At 70.3% G+C, this 15,514-nt stretch carries 14 protein-coding genes; 10 read left to right on the plus strand and 4 right to left on the minus strand.

The window, feature by feature from the left end; translation table 11 throughout:
• The first annotated feature begins 7 nt into the window (after positions 1-7).
• Positions 8-784: a DNA-formamidopyrimidine glycosylase family protein gene (locus SB754_RS12650; RefSeq protein WP_410782658.1), complete on the plus strand. Its 777-nt coding sequence runs from the start codon at positions 8-10 to the stop codon at positions 782-784.
• Positions 785-821: 37 nt separating this feature from the next.
• Here SB754_RS12650 and SB754_RS12655 read toward each other — a convergent pair whose 3' ends face one another.
• Positions 822-1,430 carry an NADPH-dependent FMN reductase gene (locus tag SB754_RS12655; protein ID WP_410782659.1) on the minus strand — a complete coding sequence of 203 codons (609 nt, stop codon included), beginning with the start codon at positions 1,428-1,430 and terminating at the stop codon, positions 822-824.
• A 78-nt stretch (positions 1,431-1,508) separates the two neighbouring features.
• On the opposite strand from SB754_RS12655, the gene SB754_RS12660 reads away from it, so the two are divergent.
• From SB754_RS12660 to SB754_RS12670, 3 genes are all read left to right on the plus strand, one after another.
• A complete protein-coding gene (locus SB754_RS12660) occupies positions 1,509-2,054 on the plus strand; it encodes a hypothetical protein (protein WP_410782660.1) in 546 nt (181 codons plus the stop codon).
• Between the two features lie 22 nt (positions 2,055-2,076).
• Positions 2,077-2,607 carry a MarR family winged helix-turn-helix transcriptional regulator gene (locus SB754_RS12665; RefSeq protein WP_410782661.1) on the plus strand — a complete coding sequence of 177 codons (531 nt, stop codon included), beginning with the start codon at positions 2,077-2,079 and terminating at the stop codon, positions 2,605-2,607.
• Positions 2,608-2,727: 120 nt separating this feature from the next.
• Positions 2,728-4,470, plus strand: coding sequence for an LCP family protein (locus tag SB754_RS12670; protein WP_410782662.1), 1,743 nt, complete (start codon positions 2,728-2,730; stop codon positions 4,468-4,470).
• Between the two features lie 15 nt (positions 4,471-4,485).
• Here the strand turns inward: SB754_RS12670 and poxB are convergent, their stop codons facing one another.
• Positions 4,486-6,219, minus strand: coding sequence for a ubiquinone-dependent pyruvate dehydrogenase (gene poxB, locus SB754_RS12675; protein ID WP_410782663.1), 1,734 nt, complete (start codon positions 6,217-6,219; stop codon positions 4,486-4,488).
• A 132-nt stretch (positions 6,220-6,351) separates the two neighbouring features.
• On the opposite strand from poxB, the gene SB754_RS12680 reads away from it, so the two are divergent.
• Both SB754_RS12680 and SB754_RS12685 read left to right on the plus strand, forming a co-directional pair.
• A complete protein-coding gene (locus SB754_RS12680) occupies positions 6,352-6,981 on the plus strand; it encodes a ScbR family autoregulator-binding transcription factor (RefSeq protein ID WP_410782664.1) in 630 nt (209 codons plus the stop codon).
• A gap of 251 nt (positions 6,982-7,232) precedes the next feature.
• Positions 7,233-7,613 carry a DUF3566 domain-containing protein gene (locus SB754_RS12685; protein WP_410782665.1) on the plus strand — a complete coding sequence of 127 codons (381 nt, stop codon included), beginning with the start codon at positions 7,233-7,235 and terminating at the stop codon, positions 7,611-7,613.
• Here SB754_RS12685 and SB754_RS12690 read toward each other — a convergent pair.
• On the minus strand, positions 7,594-8,112 hold the full coding sequence (locus SB754_RS12690; protein ID WP_410783320.1) for a TetR/AcrR family transcriptional regulator C-terminal domain-containing protein: 519 nt from the start codon (positions 8,110-8,112) through the stop codon (positions 7,594-7,596). The genes SB754_RS12685 and SB754_RS12690 overlap by 20 nt on opposite strands.
• Before the next feature lie 152 nt (positions 8,113-8,264).
• Between SB754_RS12690 and SB754_RS12695 the strand changes: the two genes are divergently transcribed.
• From SB754_RS12695 to SB754_RS12710, 4 genes are read left to right on the plus strand one after another with little or no spacing between them, the layout of a single operon-like run.
• Positions 8,265-8,921 carry a biotin transporter BioY gene (locus SB754_RS12695; RefSeq protein ID WP_410782666.1) on the plus strand — a complete coding sequence of 219 codons (657 nt, stop codon included), beginning with the start codon at positions 8,265-8,267 and terminating at the stop codon, positions 8,919-8,921.
• The gene (locus tag SB754_RS12700) at positions 8,918-9,628 is read left to right on the plus strand and encodes an energy-coupling factor ABC transporter ATP-binding protein (RefSeq protein WP_410782667.1); all 711 of its coding nucleotides are present in this window, start codon (positions 8,918-8,920) and stop codon (positions 9,626-9,628) included. Before SB754_RS12695 ends, SB754_RS12700 begins: the two co-directional genes overlap by 4 nt.
• Positions 9,622-10,233 carry a CbiQ family ECF transporter T component gene (locus SB754_RS12705; protein WP_410782668.1) on the plus strand — a complete coding sequence of 204 codons (612 nt, stop codon included), beginning with the start codon at positions 9,622-9,624 and terminating at the stop codon, positions 10,231-10,233. Before SB754_RS12700 ends, SB754_RS12705 begins: the two co-directional genes overlap by 7 nt.
• The gene (locus SB754_RS12710; RefSeq protein WP_410782669.1) at positions 10,230-10,553 is read left to right on the plus strand and encodes a CHY zinc finger protein; all 324 of its coding nucleotides are present in this window, start codon (positions 10,230-10,232) and stop codon (positions 10,551-10,553) included. The genes SB754_RS12705 and SB754_RS12710 overlap by 4 nt, the downstream gene beginning before the upstream one ends.
• A gap of 141 nt (positions 10,554-10,694) precedes the next feature.
• On the opposite strand, the gene SB754_RS12715 is transcribed toward SB754_RS12710, so the two are convergent.
• On the minus strand, positions 10,695-15,467 hold the full coding sequence (locus SB754_RS12715) for an ExeM/NucH family extracellular endonuclease (RefSeq protein WP_410782670.1): 4,773 nt from the start codon (positions 15,465-15,467) through the stop codon (positions 10,695-10,697).
• Positions 15,468-15,514: the final 47 nt, after the last annotated feature.

The raw sequence follows: 15,514 nt of genomic DNA on the forward strand, positions 1-15,514 counted from the left end.
GCGGCCCGTGCCTGAGGGGGACACCGTCTACCAGGCGGCGCGCCGGCTCGACCGCGCGCTCGCAGGTCACGTGCTCACCGAGACGGACTTCCGCGTCCCCGCCTACGCGACCGTCGACCTCTCCGGCGAGCGGATGGATGAGGTGGTGAGTCGCGGAAAGCACCTGCTGATGCACGTCGGCGACCAGACCATCCACAGCCACCTCAAGATGGAGGGGTCGTGGGAGGTGTATCCGCCCGACGGCCGCTGGCGGCATCCCGGGTACCAGGCGCGTGTCGTCCTCCGCACCGCGGACGCCCAAGCAGTGGGATTCCAGCTCGGCGTGCTGGAGGTTCTGCCGCGCGAGCGCGAAGAGGAGGTCGTCGGCCACCTCGGGCCCGACCTCCTCGGGCCCGACTGGGACGCCGACGAGGCGCTGCGCCGCCTCTCTGAGCACCCCGAGGCGCCCATCGCAGTCGCGCTGCTCGATCAGCGGAACCTTGCGGGACTCGGCAACGTCTACGCCAACGAGCTGTGCTTCCTGCGCGGCGTGCTGCCCACCCGGCCGGCCGGGGAGACCGACCTCGCCGCCGCCGTGGAGCTCGGCCGCCGGCTCATCACGGCGAACCGCGACCGCCCCCTCCGGGTGACCACCGGGGACACCCGGCGCGGCAGGAACACGTGGGTCTACGGGAGACGCGGGCAGCCCTGCAGGCGCTGCGGCACCCCGATCCGTTCCGGTTCGCTCGGAAAGAACGAGCTCGAGGAGCGCGTGACGTACTTCTGCCCGGTCTGCCAGACGTAGCAGACCGGGCAGAAGCGACCGGTAGGGGAGGGACGGACTAGGCGGCCTCGTCCTCGTCCTGCTCGGCAGCACCCTCGGCAGCGCGAACGGCTCCGGCGCGGACGCTCTGGAGCGCCGTCGACCACGACTCGAGCTGGTCGAACAGCGGGGTCAGGGCGGCGGTCTGCTGCTCCGTCGGCTTGAGCTGCCAGTTCTCGAAGTCGTGCGCGAGGCTCAGGCCGACGAACGCGCTGACCGTGGCGACCTGCAGCTGCGAGAGCACGAGGCGCAGGTGCTCGACCGCGCGTGCTCCGCCGAAGACGCCGTAGCTGACGAAACCGGCGGCCTTGTTGTACCACTCCGCGCCGACGTAGTCGATCGCGTTCTTGAGGGCGCCGGAGGTGCTGTGGTTGTACTCGGGGGTGACGAACAGGTAGCCGTCGAACTCGGCGATCTTCGCCGCCCAGGCCTTGGTGTGCTCGCCGGCGTACTGGCCCATCGCGGCAGGGAGGGCCTCGTCGAGGTGCGGGAGGTCCCACTCCTTCAGGTCGACGAGCTCGTACTCCACGCCGGTGCGCTGTTCAGCGTTCTCGTACACCCAGCGTGCGACGGCCTCGCCGTTGCGTCCGGGGCGCGTGCTCCCGATGATGATCGCGATCTTCGTCATGTCAGCCTTCCTTTTTGATGACGTGTCATCCAGTGGCAACCGGGGGTGCGCAGCATCCATTCCCGCTAGGCTCGCCGCATGTCCGACCAGCGCGCCGACCACCGCAACGACGACACCCACCTCCCCGTCGATGCGACCGAGGAGCAGCGCCGTCAGGCCGGCGACCGGCTGCGCGAGCGCATCTACGTGACGTTCACGGCGCTGGCGATCCTCATGGCGATGAACTCGCACGGCGAGCTCGACTCCCCCACCGTGCTGTGGACGCTGGTCATCTCGGTCGTCGGAGTGCTGCTCGCCGGGCTCGCCTCCGACCTGGTGTCGCACATGATCGTGCACAGCACCCTCCCGTCGATCCTCGAGTTCCGGCACATGGCCGCCGTGTCGTCGCGCGCCCTGGGTGTTCTCGTCGTGCCGCTCATCGCGGTCGGCCTCGCGGTGTTCGACGTCATCGCGGACCGCACCGGCGTGACCGTCGCGATCGTGGCACTGATCATCTCGCTCGCCGTCATCGCGCGGATCGCGGTGTCCCGGACCGGGCTCTCCGGCTGGCGCCAGCTCGCCGTGCTCCTCGTGATCGTCGCTCTCGGTGTACTGGTCGTCTTCCTCGAAGCTCTCGTCCACTGACCGAGGCGTGACAGGATGGCGTATGGCCATCGTGCGCACGCGTCCCGACCCGCGCAAGCTGACGGACGACGAGCTCGAGCTGTTCCGCGAGTTCCACCTCATGCGGCGCGGGTTCGACCGCACGCTCGACGCCCAGCTGCAGCACGACGACGGCATCTCCATCTCGGAGCTGGAGGTGCTCATGGCGCTGGTCCGCTCCCCCGGACGGCGGCTGCGCGTCCGGGATCTGGTCGACGCGACCGGGTGGGAGAAGAGCCGGGTGTCGCACCAGGTCACGCGGATGGCCGCACGCGGGCTGGTGGAGCGGCAGGAGTGCGCGGAGGACCGCAGGGCCACCTGGATCCACCTCACCGGCGACGGCAGGCGGGTGCTGGTCCACGCTCTGCCCGAGCACTCGGCGACGATCCGCCGCGTCCTCTTCGATGCGCTCTCGGACCGGCAGCAGGAGGCCCTGCTCGATATCGCCCGCACGATGAACGCGGCGATCACGGCCGAGGACTGCCCGCCGTGCGACGGCGAGGGCGACAGCGACGCGGGTGCCGACGCCGACTGAACGTTCTCGCAGAGCGCTGACCCGTCCTGGCTGTGAACAGAAGGCGGACTTGCTGGCGATTCGTCGGGAACACCGTCGGAAACCAGGCGGTTCCAAGCCGCGGCCCTCTAGCGTTTCCGTGTGCGACGCCCGAACTTCCCCGCGACAGGACCCGGCGCCGACGGCAGCGACCAGCAGCCGCCCGCGACCGAGGTCTTCGGACGCGTGCCGCCCGCCGACCCACGACGCCCCGTGCGCGCCACCCGACCCGCCTCCGGGGTGCCGACGGGCGGCTCGAGCAGGTCGACCGCTGGGTCGGGCGCACCCTTCGATCCGTTCGGGATCGCCGGCGACGCTCCCGGCCTCGGCGGTGACGGAGCGGGGCGCAGCGGCGGCGGCCGCAGCGGCGGCGGCCGCAACGGCGGCGGCAACGGCGGCGCAGGTGGCGACGGCCCCGGCAACGACGGCGACGGCCCCACCGCTCCCGGCAAACCCCCGCGCAAGCGCCGCCGCACCAAGCGCATCATCGCCTGGACGGCCGCCGCTCTCACGATCGTCCTGGTCGTCGTCGGCGGGTACGCCGCGTACAGCTACTTCCATTTCATCGGAGGCGTGAAGCACGTCGATGTCATCTCCAAGTCCGGGAACGATGTCGACGGGCAGGACCAGAACATCCTCCTGGTCGGCGACGACCACCGGCCGACCGGAGCCAGCCAGGCCGAGCTCGACCAGTTGAGCACGACGGACGACGGCGGCGGCACGAACACCGACACGATGATGGTGCTGCACATCCCCGCCAACGGGAAGTCCGCGACCCTGATCTCCCTCCCCCGCGACTCGTGGGTGGATGTGCCCGGGCACGGCATGAACAAGCTCAACGCCGCCTTCTCGCTGGGCGGCGGGGGAACCGACCCGACCAGCGGGGCGAAACTGCTCATCCAGACGGTGCAGAACCTGACGGGCCTGAGCATCGACCACTACGTCCGGGTCTCGCTGCTCGGCTTCTACACCATCGCCCAGGCGCTCGGCCCGGTGCAGGTCTGCCTCAACAACGCGGTGAACGACCCGTTCTCCGGCGCCGACTTCCCCGCCGGCGTCTCGACGCTGGACGCGAAGCAGGCGCTGTCGTTCGTGCGCCAGCGCCACGACCTCCCGCGCGGCGACCTCGACCGGGTGGTGCGTCAGCAGTACTTCCTCTCGGTGGAGGCGCACAAGTTCCTCTCCGCGGGCACGCTGCTCAACCCGGGCAAGCTGACGAAGGTGCTGGATGCGGTGAGCGGGTCGCTCGAGACCGATCCCGGCCTGAACTTCCTGCAGCTCGGCGCCCAGCTTCAGGGGCTCACCGGCGGCAAGATCCAGTCGGCGACGATCCCGATCTCCGGCACGCCGACGATCACCGTCGACGGGCAGGACGTCTCGATCGTCGAGGTGGATACGGCCGCGATGCCGGCGTTCATCCAGAGCCTGATGGGCACGCCGTCGGCCTACGACAATGCAACGGCCGCCAAGCCCGCCGACACCACGGTGACGGTCCTGAACGGCGGCAGCGCGAACGGTGCGGCCACCACCGCGACGCAGACGCTGGCTGCGGCCGGCTTCAAGACCGGCACTCCGGGCGACGCGGACACGCGCACCACGACGGTGATCCAGTACAAGTCGGGTCAGGAGGCGCAGGCGAAGGCGGTCGCCGCGTACCTGCCGGGCGCATCCGTTCAGCAGACCGACTCGGTGAGCACGGTCACGGTCGTGCTCGGCGACGACGGGATCATGCCGGCAGCCCCGTCGGCCGGCGGCACGACGACGCAGCAGGCGCCCGCTGCGACGCCCGCGCCGACCCCGTCCGGGCCGGCCACCAACTACAGCTCCACGGTCTGCATCAACTAGGAGCGCATCCCGGCCTCAGTCGAACAGCCGCCGGAACACGTTGGTGTCGGCCAGGTCGATCAGCTCGTCCCCGCGCCCGTTCATGATGGTGCGCAGAGCGTAGAGCGTGAAGCCGCCGACCTGCTTCGCGGTGATCGCGGGCGGGATGCTGAGCTCCTGACGCGCCGTCACCACATCCACCAGGGCCGGTCCGTCGTGGGCGAAGGCCGTGCGCAGGGCGCTCTCGAGCTCATCCGGCTTCTCCACCCGCTGCCCGTGCAGCCCCGCGGCCTGGGCGAGCTGAGCGAAGTCGGGGTTCTCGAGGCTGGTGCCGAAGTTGACGAAGCCGGCGGCCTTCATCTCCACCTCGACGAAGTTCAGCGACGAGTTGTTGAACACGATGATCTTCACCGGGAGCTTGTTCTGCCGCAGGGTGAGCAGCTCGCCGAGAAGCATGGCGAGCCCGCCGTCTCCGGCGAGCGCCACCACCTGCCGCCCGGGGAACGCCGTCTGCGCGCCGATCGCCTGCGGGAGCGCGTTCGCCATGCTGCCGTGCGTGAAGGACCCGATCAGCCTCCGCCGGCCGTTCATCCGCAGGTAGCGGGCGGCCCAGACGACGGGCGAGCCGACGTCCGGGATGAACACCGCATCCTCGGAGGCCAGCTCGCTGATCAGCCGCGCGGCGTACTGCGGGTGGATGGGCGTGCGGTTGCGGTCGTTGACGGCCAGGTCGTCGAGGCTCTTGCGCGTCTTGGCGTAGTGGGCCAGCGACGAGTCGAGGTGCTTGCGGTCCTTCCGCTCGGTGAGGAGGGGCAGGAGGGCCTCGATCGTGTCCTTGACGCTGCCGACGAGGCCGAGGTCGAGCGGGACCCGGCGGCCCAGGTTCTCGCCGCGGATATCGACCTGGACGATCTTCGCCTTGGAGGGGAAGAACTGCTGGTACGGGAAGTCGGTGCCCAGCATGAGCAGCGCGTCGCACGACTCCATCGCCCGGTAGCCGGAGGAGAAGCCGAGGAGGCCGGTCATTCCGACGTCGTAGGGGTTGTCGTACTCGATGAACTCCTTGCCGCGCATCGCGTGCACGATGGGCGCCTTGAGCGCCTCGGCGATGGAGACGAGTTCGGGATGCGCGCCCTCGGCGCCCGCACCCGACAGGATCGTCACCTTGCGCGCTCCGTTCAGGATGTCGGCCGCCGCGCGCAGCTCGGGATCGGTCGGCCGCGTCACCCGCGGCGAGAAGGCGATCGGCGCCGACTTGCGGCGGCCCGCGCTGTCGGCGAGGAAGATCTCGCCCGGCACGACGATCACCGCGACACCGCGCCGCTCCACGGCCGTCCGCATCGCGATCTCGAGGATGCGGGGCATCTGGTCCGCCTGGCTGACCAGCTCGGTGTAGACCGCGGCCTCCCGGAACAACTCCTGCGGGTGCGTCTCCTGGAAGTAGCCGCTGCCGATTTCGGCGCCCGGGATCTGCGCGGCGATCGCGAGCACGGGGACCCTGCTGCGGTTGGCGTCGTAGAGGCCGTTGATGAGGTGGGTGTTGCCCGGACCGCAGCTGCCGGCGCAGACGGCGAGCTGGCCGGTCAGGGCCGCCTCCGCGGAGGCCGCGAATGCCGCCGCCTCCTCGTGCCGCACGTGCTCCCAACTGATGCCGTCGCTCCGCCGGATCGAGTCGGTGAAACCGTTGAGCGAGTCGCCCGGGATGCCGTACACCCGGGTCACCCCCGCATCCTGCAGGATCTCGACGATGGTGTCGGCGACGGTGGGCATGGCGTTCCTCCCTCGATGGGCTGGCGGATGCGCCGGTCGGGCCGCGTCGCGCGTCCGGCAGGCCCAACGCTACGCCGCGCCCGGGAATCGTTCACCCCGCGCATAGGAACTGTGCGTTAACGTGAGCCCATCATGGTGAAGCAGGTCAGGGCGCAGGTCACGCGCGAGACGATCGTCGGCGGCGCAGCCGCGGTGTTCGGCCGTCGCGGGTACGGCCTCGCCTCGATCGCTGACATCGCCACGGCCTCCGGGGTCACCAAGGGCGCGCTGTACTTCCATTTCCCGTCCAAGGACGAGCTGGCCCGCGCCGTGATCGCCGAGCAGCACCGCCGGACGATGGCCGCGGCGACCGAGGTCGTCGAGGAGGGACGCCCCGGGCTCGAGACGATGGTGCTGATGAGCGGGATGCTGGCGCGTCAGCTGCTGACCGACCCGGTCGTGCAGGCGGGCATCCGGCTGACGACCGATGTCGCGTCGTTCGACACGCCGGTGACCGACCCGTACCGCGACTGGTTGCGCACCTCGGAGTCGCTGTTCCGCCAGGCCGTCGACGAGGGCGACCTGCGCGGCGATCTCGACCCCGGCGTGCTGGCGAGCGTGATCGTCGCGTCGTACACCGGCGTCCAGCTGGTGTCGGAGACGTTCAGCCAGCGCGCCGACCTGCTGCAGCGGGTCCGGGACTTGTGGACCGTCCTGCTGCCGGGGATCGTTCCCGCCGATCGGCTGCAGCGGCTCTCGGCACTGCCCGAGCTCATCCGCTGAGCGGGCTCGGCCCAGGGTGATCCGCTGAGCGGGCCGGACCGCCGCCTGGGCCCGTCGACCCGGCCGCAGCGCCCCCAATCCGCTACGGCCGTGCCGAGGTTCTGCATGCATTCTACGACAGAACCGGACGATCGGTATGGACTCGATGCACGCCCTGCGCACGTCGCCGCGGGAAGCAGGCGGAGCAGTCCCGTAGACTTGCCCGACGGGGAGCGCCGGTCACGGCGTACGCAGTTCTGGGGAGGAGCGGCATGCCGTCACGGGGCAAGGTGCAGAAGCGCCGTGCGACGATGCGACTGGTCTACATCGACTTCTGGTCGGCGCTGAAGATGTCGTTCCTGGTGAGCATCATCGTCGCCGCGATCACCGTGGTGATCGGCCTCCTGCTCTGGTACGCGCTCGACAAGTTCGGCGTGGTCGGAGCGGCCACCAGCTTCCTGGAGGACATCGCAGGAGCGCAGGGCGCGAGCCTGGTCGCGGGGCTCACCTTCCCGAATGTGATGACGTTCACCCTGGTGGTCGCCCTGCTCGAGGTGATCGTGGTCTCGGCTCTCGGAGCCATCTTCGCTGCGCTCTTCAACCTCGCCGTGCATGTCGTCGGCGGCTGGAAGGTCACCTTCGGGAGCGACTGAGCTCCAGACCGCCGATCAGCAGGCCGACGCCGAATGCGAACGCTGCGGCGGGATCGTCCTCGTCGAGCGGTGACGCCGGCTGATCCGCGAGGACGCCGAGCGAGTCGTACTGGATGCGCTGCTGCTCGTGCGACACGTGCCCGAGCACGAAGTGGAGCAGTGCCGTCGCGGCGCGCCGGGAGGTCTCCGCATCGAATCCGCCGCGGGCGACGGCAGCGGCGAGCCGATCCACGGTCTCGGGAGAGCCGAGGCCGAGCGCCAGAGTGCTGGACACCACCTCTGCGCCGTCCCGGTACGAGAGCAGCGCATCGCGGAGGGCATCGGCCTCGGAGCGGACGGCATCCTGCCAGGGCGCATCGTCGGCAGAGGTCGCGTTCGCCGCCGGCCGGCGCGCGGCCACGATCCGGTCGGCGAGCTCGGCGAGCAACGTCTGCTTGTTGGGGAAATGCCAGTACAGGGCGCTCGGCTGCACGTCGAGGGCGCTTGCCAGTCGGCGCATCGTGAGATCCGGCAGCCCGAGGTCGTCGAGGATGCGGAGGGCCGCCTCCGCCACATCGTCGCGTGAGTGCCGCCGCCCGGTTTCGTTCCCTGCCACCTCATCAGTATAGTGAACACCGTTCAGGTGAACACCGTTCAGGTAAGGATGCATCCGTGACTTCTCCCACCCCCTCCGTCCCGCCCGCCCGTCGTCGGCTCGACGCCACCGACCTCGCCCGCGTCGCCGTCTTCGCGGCGATCGTCGCCGTTCTCGGGCTGCCGGGCGGCCTCAGCGTCTTCGGATCGGTGCCCATCACGGCCCAGACGCTGGGCGTGATGCTGGCCGGCGCCATCCTCGGTCCGTGGCTCGGCGCCTTGTCCATGGCGGTCCTGCTCGCGCTCGTGGCCGTCGGCCTCCCCCTCCTCTCCGGCGGAACCGGCGGGATCGGCGTGTTCGTCGGGCCGAGTGCGGGATACCTGTTCGGCTGGGTCGCCGGCGCGCTCGTGATCGGACTCATCGTCCATGCGGGCAACCGTCGCCCGGTGTGGTGGCGGACGCTTCTCGGGATGGTCGTCGGCGGCATCCTCGTCGTCTACGCGTTCGGCGTCCCGGTGCAGGCACTGGTCACCCGGCTGCCGCTCGACACGACGGCCGCACTCAGCCTGGTGTTCATCCCGGGCGACCTGGTCAAGGCGGTCCTCGCCACGGCGATCGTGATGACCCTGGTCCGGGCGTACCCGCGGGCGTTCCGCCGGACCTGGGGGGCCGCCCGCGGCGCAGCGCCCGTCGAGGAGGTCGCGCCCGAGCCCGTGGAGCCGCGCGTCCCGTGAGCGACTCCCCCGTGAGCGACTCCCCCGCGATCCGGCTGAGCGGCGCCGGCGTCCGCCTCGGCGAGGTGGACGCCCTGCATGACGTGACCCTGGCCCTCGACTCCCGGACGATCGCGGTGGTCGGCGAGAACGGTTCGGGCAAGTCGACGTTCGCCCGCTTGGTCGCCGGCCTGGTGACGGCGACCGCCGGCGAGACGCGCATCCTCGGGCTCGACCCGGTCCGGCAGGCCGCGGACCTCCGCCGCCGCGTCGCCGTCGTGTTCAGCAATCCGGACGCGCAGATCGTGATGCCCACGGTCGCGGAGGATGTGGCGTTCTCGCTCCGCTCGGAGCGACTGGGCCGGGAGGAGACCGCGCGACGAGTGGAGGACGCCCTCAAGAGGTTCGGGTTGAGCGCGCTCCGCGACCGCTCCTCCCACGAGCTGTCCGGCGGCCAGAAGCAGCTGCTCGCGCTGGCCGGAGCCTTCGTCCGACGTCCGGAGCTCGTCGTCGCCGACGAGCCCACCACCCTGCTCGACGCCCGCAACTCGCGGCTCGTGGCCTCCCATCTGCTGGAGGACGCTGGGCACCGTCTGGTGCTCGTCACCCACGACCTCGCGCTGGCCGCCCGCTGCGAGACGGCGGTCCTGTTCTCAGGAGGCCGGGTGGAAGCTGTCGGACGACCCCAGGATGTCATCGCCGAGTACGAGGCGGCGCTCGCGTGCTGAGCCTGTACCGCCCGGGCACAGGCATCCTGCACCGGATGGCGGCGGGGCCGAAGCTCCTGCTGCTGCTGGTGCTCGTGCTCGCCGTGTCGCTGCTGCCGTCGGTCTGGTGGGCCGCGGGAGCTGCGGTCGTCGTCACCGTCGTCGCCTATGCTGCGGCCGGCCTCGGCGACGGGCGGCTCGGGATGCGCGAGCTGGGTCGTCAGGTCGTCGCGCTCCGCTGGCTGATCGTCGTCACCCTGGCGGCGCAACTCCTATTCCTCGGGCCCGAGCACGCGGTCGCCAACACGGCGCGGGTCACCGCCGCGGTGCTGCTCGCCGGGCTGCTGGCGCTGACCACCCGCGTCACCGACCTCTTGGACGCCGTCGAGCGCGGCCTGCGCCCGCTCGACCGGCTGCGTTTCGACTCGGCGCGCGCCGCGGTGCTGCTGACCGTGACGCTCACCACGGTCCCCGTCCTCACCCGCCTCGCCGGAGAGGTGCGGGAGGCACAGCGCGCCCGCGGGGCCCGGCCGGGCATACGATTCTTCGCGGTGCCGTTCCTCATCCTGTCGCTCAAGCACGCCGACCAGCTCGGCGAGGCGCTGTCCGCGCGGGGGCTGCGATGACGGACCGGCCACGCGTGCTCGGGCCGGTCGTCGACGACGAGACCCGCTGCATCCACTACCGCTCGCCGCTCGACGTGGTGGCGATCCGCTTCGCCTGCTGCGGCGAGTACTACCCCTGCCACCTCTGCCACGCCGAGACGGCAGGCCACCCCGCCACGCAGTGGCCGCGCCAGGACCGCGACCGCGAGGCCGTGCTGTGCGGCGTCTGCCGCACCGAGCTGACGATCGCCGAGTATCTCGTCGTCGACGCCTGCCCCAACTGCGCCGCCCCCTTCAACCCCGGCTGCCGCCTCCACACCCACCTCTACTTCGAGCCCTGAGCGCCCCCTCGAAGTGCACCCTGTTGCTGCCGACACGCCGGGCGAGTGCGCAACAAGGTGCACCTCGACGAAAGTGTGCGGGAACGCAGGGACGCCGGGCACGCTCTCGCGCGCCCGGCGTCCGCTACTACTCGATGAGCGTTAGAACCAGCCGAAGATGCGGTCCAGGAGGTCGAGGAGCCAGTCGATCACCGGGATGCCGGTGTGCGGGGTGGCCGCCTTCACCTTCAGCGTCGTCCAGCCGATGACTCCGTTGGAGGCGTTCTGCACGGACAGCTTGTGCTGACCGTTGCCCGCATCCTTCGGAAGGGTCAGCTTCACGACGCCGTCCCCCGGGACCTGCACCCAGCCGCCGCTGATGTTCTGCGGCTTCGAGTACAGCCACACCGAGACCCACTCGCCGGCGTGCGCAGCGCCGACCGTGACCCGGATGGGGTCACCCGGACGGTAGGTGTCCTTGTCGACGGTGACCTTGTCCTCGAGCGCCTTGGTCAGCGCGGACTCCTTGGCCGCCTTCGGGTCGATGCCCGGCTTCGGGTTCGACGGCGCGTCCGCCACGGTGAGCGGCACGCGGACGGTGGTCCCCGAGTCCGGCGCGGTCAGGACGAGCGTGCTCGCCCCGGCCGCGTTCGCCGGGACGGTGAACGTCACGGTCGCGCTGCCCGACGCATCCACCGGCACGCTCCCGATCGCGGTCGAGCCGTTCCAGGAGAGGTCGAGCTTCGTGTTCGCCGGGCTGCCGAGCGAGGTGAGGTTCAGCTTGGACACCTGGAGGGTGACCTGCTGGCCGCGCTGCAGCGTCCCGGTCGGCACGCCGCTGACGCCCACGCCACGCTTCTCGAAGCTGGGCGACAGCGGGCTGTTCTTCTGGATGTAGCCGATCCAGGCGTCCCGGTCGATCAGACCCGAGTCCTTGGTGTTGCTCCCGGCTGCGAACGCCCGGAAGTTGTCACCGCCCTGGATCAGGAACGAGAACGAGCCGATCCGGTACGACGTCGCCGGGTCGATGGGCTTGCCGTTCACCAGGATGCTGGTGATGCGGTCGCCCTCCGGCCGGGAGGCGTCGAAGGTGTAGCTGACGTTCTTCGACAGCCCCAGGTTGAGGAACGGCCGGCTCGGAACACTGCCGTCGGCGTTCCGCTGCCACTGCTGCTCGAGAGCCTGCTTGAACTGCGCCCCGGTGAGGGAGGTGGTCCACAGGTTGTTCACGAATGGCAGCACGGCGTTGGCCTGGGCGTAGCTGACGCTGCCGTCCGTGCCGTAGAGCAGCTCCGCGCGGAGACCTCCCGGGTTGACCACTCCGATCTCGGCCCCGCCCAGCTCCTGGCTGGAGAGGGTCGACAGCAGGGAGTCGGCGACCAGGTTGCCGAGGGTCGACTCGCTCATCCGGTCATCGCGGGCGCCGTTCAGGTAGGCGGTGGTGATGTCCTTCGTCACCGAGCCGACCTTCTGGTTGCCGATCACAGCCGCGTCGGCGAGCGCCTTGTCGACGATCGTCTTCACCGCCGCCACCCGCGGGTAGGCCGCGACGAGCGCGTCATCCGCGTCGGTCGTCCGTGCGACGTTCTTCGCGGTGTACGCGGTGACGGCGTCCGACTCCGGGTCGACCGTGAGGGTCACCTGGCCGATGTTCTCGCCGTAGCTGCCGGTCTGGAGGATCGGGCGGGTCTTGCCGTCGACTCCCGGCACCGGCGCATCCCATGCGTACTGCTTGTGCGTGTGACCCGTGAAGATGGCCGCGACCTTCGCGCTCGTCTTGGTGACGATGTCGGCGAAGGCGCCGCCTGCCGCGACCTCCTGGTCGAGCGTCGCGCCGTCGGGCGTGCCGAAGCCGGCGCCCTCGTGGTACTCCGCGACCAGCACGTCCGCCTCGCCATTGGAGGCGTCGCCGTCGGTGAGCTCACCGGCGACGCGGTTGACCGCCTCCACCGGATCGCCGAAGTCGAGCGTCGAGACGCCGCCGGGCGAGACCAGGGTCGGGGTCTCCTGGGTGACGGCGCCGATGACGCCGACCTTCAGCCCGTCCACGTCGAAGATCGCATACTCCGGCAGCGCCGGGTTCTTGGTGCCCTTCTGGTAGACGTTCGCACCGAGGTACGAGAAGTCGGCCGCATCCTCGACCCGACCGGTGAGGTCCGCGTAGCCCTTGTCGAACTCGTGGTTGCCCACTGCGCTCGTCTTCAGCTCGAGGGCGTTCAGCACGTCGAGCGTCGGGATGTCTCCGGCCGAGGCCGAGGCGAACAGGGAGGCGCCGATGTTGTCGCCGCTGGAGAGGAAGAGCGAGTTCGACTCGCCGCCCTCCGCCCGCAGCTTCTCGATCGTGCCGGCGAACTTCACGGTGTTGGCGTCGATCCTGCCGTGGAAGTCATTGATGTTCAGCAGGTTCAGCGTCACCGGCTTGGCCGTCAGCCCCAGACCCACGACGATCGGGTCGTGGTCGCTCGACCGGTACGGGTCGGCCGCGTAGAAGTTGGTGACGTTGTAGTTGTAGCGGCTGTACTCCAGCGCCACGGACTCGCCGGAGTTGATGTTCCAGACATCCGCTCCGGTGATGGCGGTGTTCGCGGCCGGCGAGGCGAGCACGTGGTCGAGGGAACCGGTGGTCCCGCCGAACGAGTAGGTCGCCTTGGAGGTGCGGGTGCTGACCTGGTCGGTGTAGCCGGCGTCGGTGAGGACCTTGATCGGGTCCTCCTTGAGGTACGCGTTGAAGTCGCCGATGAGGAGCACCTTGTCGGTCTTCAGCGCCGCCTTCCGCTCGTCGGCGAACGCCACGAGGGCCTGCGCCTGCTTGACGCGGGAGGCGTTCGACGCACCCTGCCCGTCGCCCTGGTCGGCGTCCGCACCGGAGCCCGAACCCTTCGACTTGAAGTGGTTCACGATCGCCAGGAACGCGTCGGTGTCCTTCGTCCCGACCTTCTTGAAGGCCTGCGCCAGCGGCTGGCGGGCGTTCGAGAACGCCGGGTCGTCGAGGATCTTCGCATCGCCGACCGGGACGGCGTTCGCCTTCTTGTAGATGAACGCGGTGCGGATGACGTCCTCCGTCGCGGGGAGCTGCGACGGCGACTTCACGTAGCCCCACACCTCGGACCCTGCGGCCGCATTGAGCGCGCCCACCAGGGTGGCGAGAGCGGAGTCGCGGTTCTCACCGAAACGGCTGGAGTTCTCGATCTCCTCCAGGGACACCACATCGGCGCCGAGGCCGGTGATCGCGGCGACGATCTTGTCCTGCTGGCGCTTCAGGTTCGCGGCGTCCGCGGCGCCGCGGGCGTCGCATCCGCTGTTCACGGTGATCGGGTTGCCGTCGCGGTCGGTGTAGAACGTGCAGCCGCTGAGCTGGTCACCGGTGGTGGTGAAGTAGTTCAGCACGTTGAAGGTCGCGAGGCGCAGATCGCCTCCGACGTTCTCGGGAGCCGCGCTGCGGGTGTTCGTGAATGTCACCGGCTGCACGGTCGCGGCGTCGGCCGGGGTGAGCTCGCTGGTGGGCTGGAACTTCCACGCGTTGTTGCGGTAGTCGAGCACGACCGGCTTGGTGAACGTGACGGGCTCGCCGACGCGGACCGGGTTGCTGAGCGACAGGTACGGCAGCGGCTTGGACTTGTTGGCCGCGCTGAGGAAGTTGGTCGACGCGCCGTCGTCGAGCGTGACCGCCCGGGCGGCGTTGTCGGCCACGACCGCGGCGTACTCCGCCGTTCCGGGGCGCGCGGCCTCGGTCGGCTGCACCAGCGTCGTGTCGCCGGCCGCGAGGCCGATCTCGCCGTACTGGTTGGCCGAGTAGACGTCGGTGACGGTGAACGCGCCCTGCGGGGCGACGAGCATGCCCTCCAGGCTCTCGCGCTGCGCGGACGTACCCGGAAGGCCGACCGTGGCGGGCACCGGTGCGGTGACGGTCGAGGCGTCGAGCTTGGTGACCGCCGTCGCGGTGATCTCGGTGAGGCCGCTGAACTCGCTGACCGCGCCGGTGACCTTCACGTAGTCGCCTGCGGCGACCGTTCCCGCGAACGACGAACCGTAGACGAAGACCGCGTCGGAGGCCGTGTGCGTCGCGAAGTCGATCGCGCCGCCGGTGCCCGCAGTCTGCAGGTAGAAGCCGTTGAAGCCGCCGGTCGCGTAGTCCGCGGTCACGACACCGGTCGTGGTGACGGTCGTTCCGGCCTTCGGGCTGGCGTCTCCGGTGCCCTGGATGTCGGCGATCGGGATGATGGTGTCGCCCGGCGTTCCGGGGTCTCCCGTTCCCGGGTCTCCCGTGCCGGGGTCGCCGGGCGCGGCGGCCGCGTTCTGCGGCGTGATGGTCGCGCTCAGCGTGAAGTCGGCGCTGTTGTCATCCGTGTCGGCGGCGTTGGTGCGCACCAGCGACTTGACGTCGGTGTTGCCGGAGGGTGCGGTCGCCTTGGCCTTCTCGAAAGTGTTCGACGTGCCGTAGCCGAGGAGGTCGGCGACGTTCGCGTCACCGGTGACCGATCCGGCCGGCAGCGTGAGCGCGGAGGCGGTCTTCGCCAGGATCAGCGTGCCGGTCGTCCCGCTGGGGTTGAGGGCGTTGCTCGCGACGTCCGGCGTCGGCAGCGCCTGCCCGTTCGTCCCGTTCGACCCTCCACCGATCAGGTAGTAGCCCTTCGCCCCGATCGAGCCGGTCAGGGGCACCACACCGCTGGAGGCGCCCGTCCCGGTGGCCGGACGGTACTGGATGCTCCAGCCGCTCAGGCTGACGGCGTTCGCGCCCGGGTTGTACAGCTCGACGAACTTGTTGGTGTACGCGGCCCCGGCGCTGCCGCCGGAGAGATACGCCTCGTTGATGACGACACCGCTGCCGTCCGGGCTGGCGAAGGCGGGGGACGCGACGAGCGCACCGGCGACGAGGCCGGTTCCCGCGATCGCGGCGGCGGCGGCGCGCGCCAGCCTGCCGAATCTGGTTGACATTGTTCTCCTCGGTCGGTGAGGTGTGGGATGAGTCCGCGGCAACGGTA

It is taken from the genome of Leifsonia sp. SIMBA_070, assembly GCF_046534635.1.
Classification (GTDB): Bacteria; Actinomycetota; Actinomycetes; order Actinomycetales; family Microbacteriaceae; genus Leifsonia.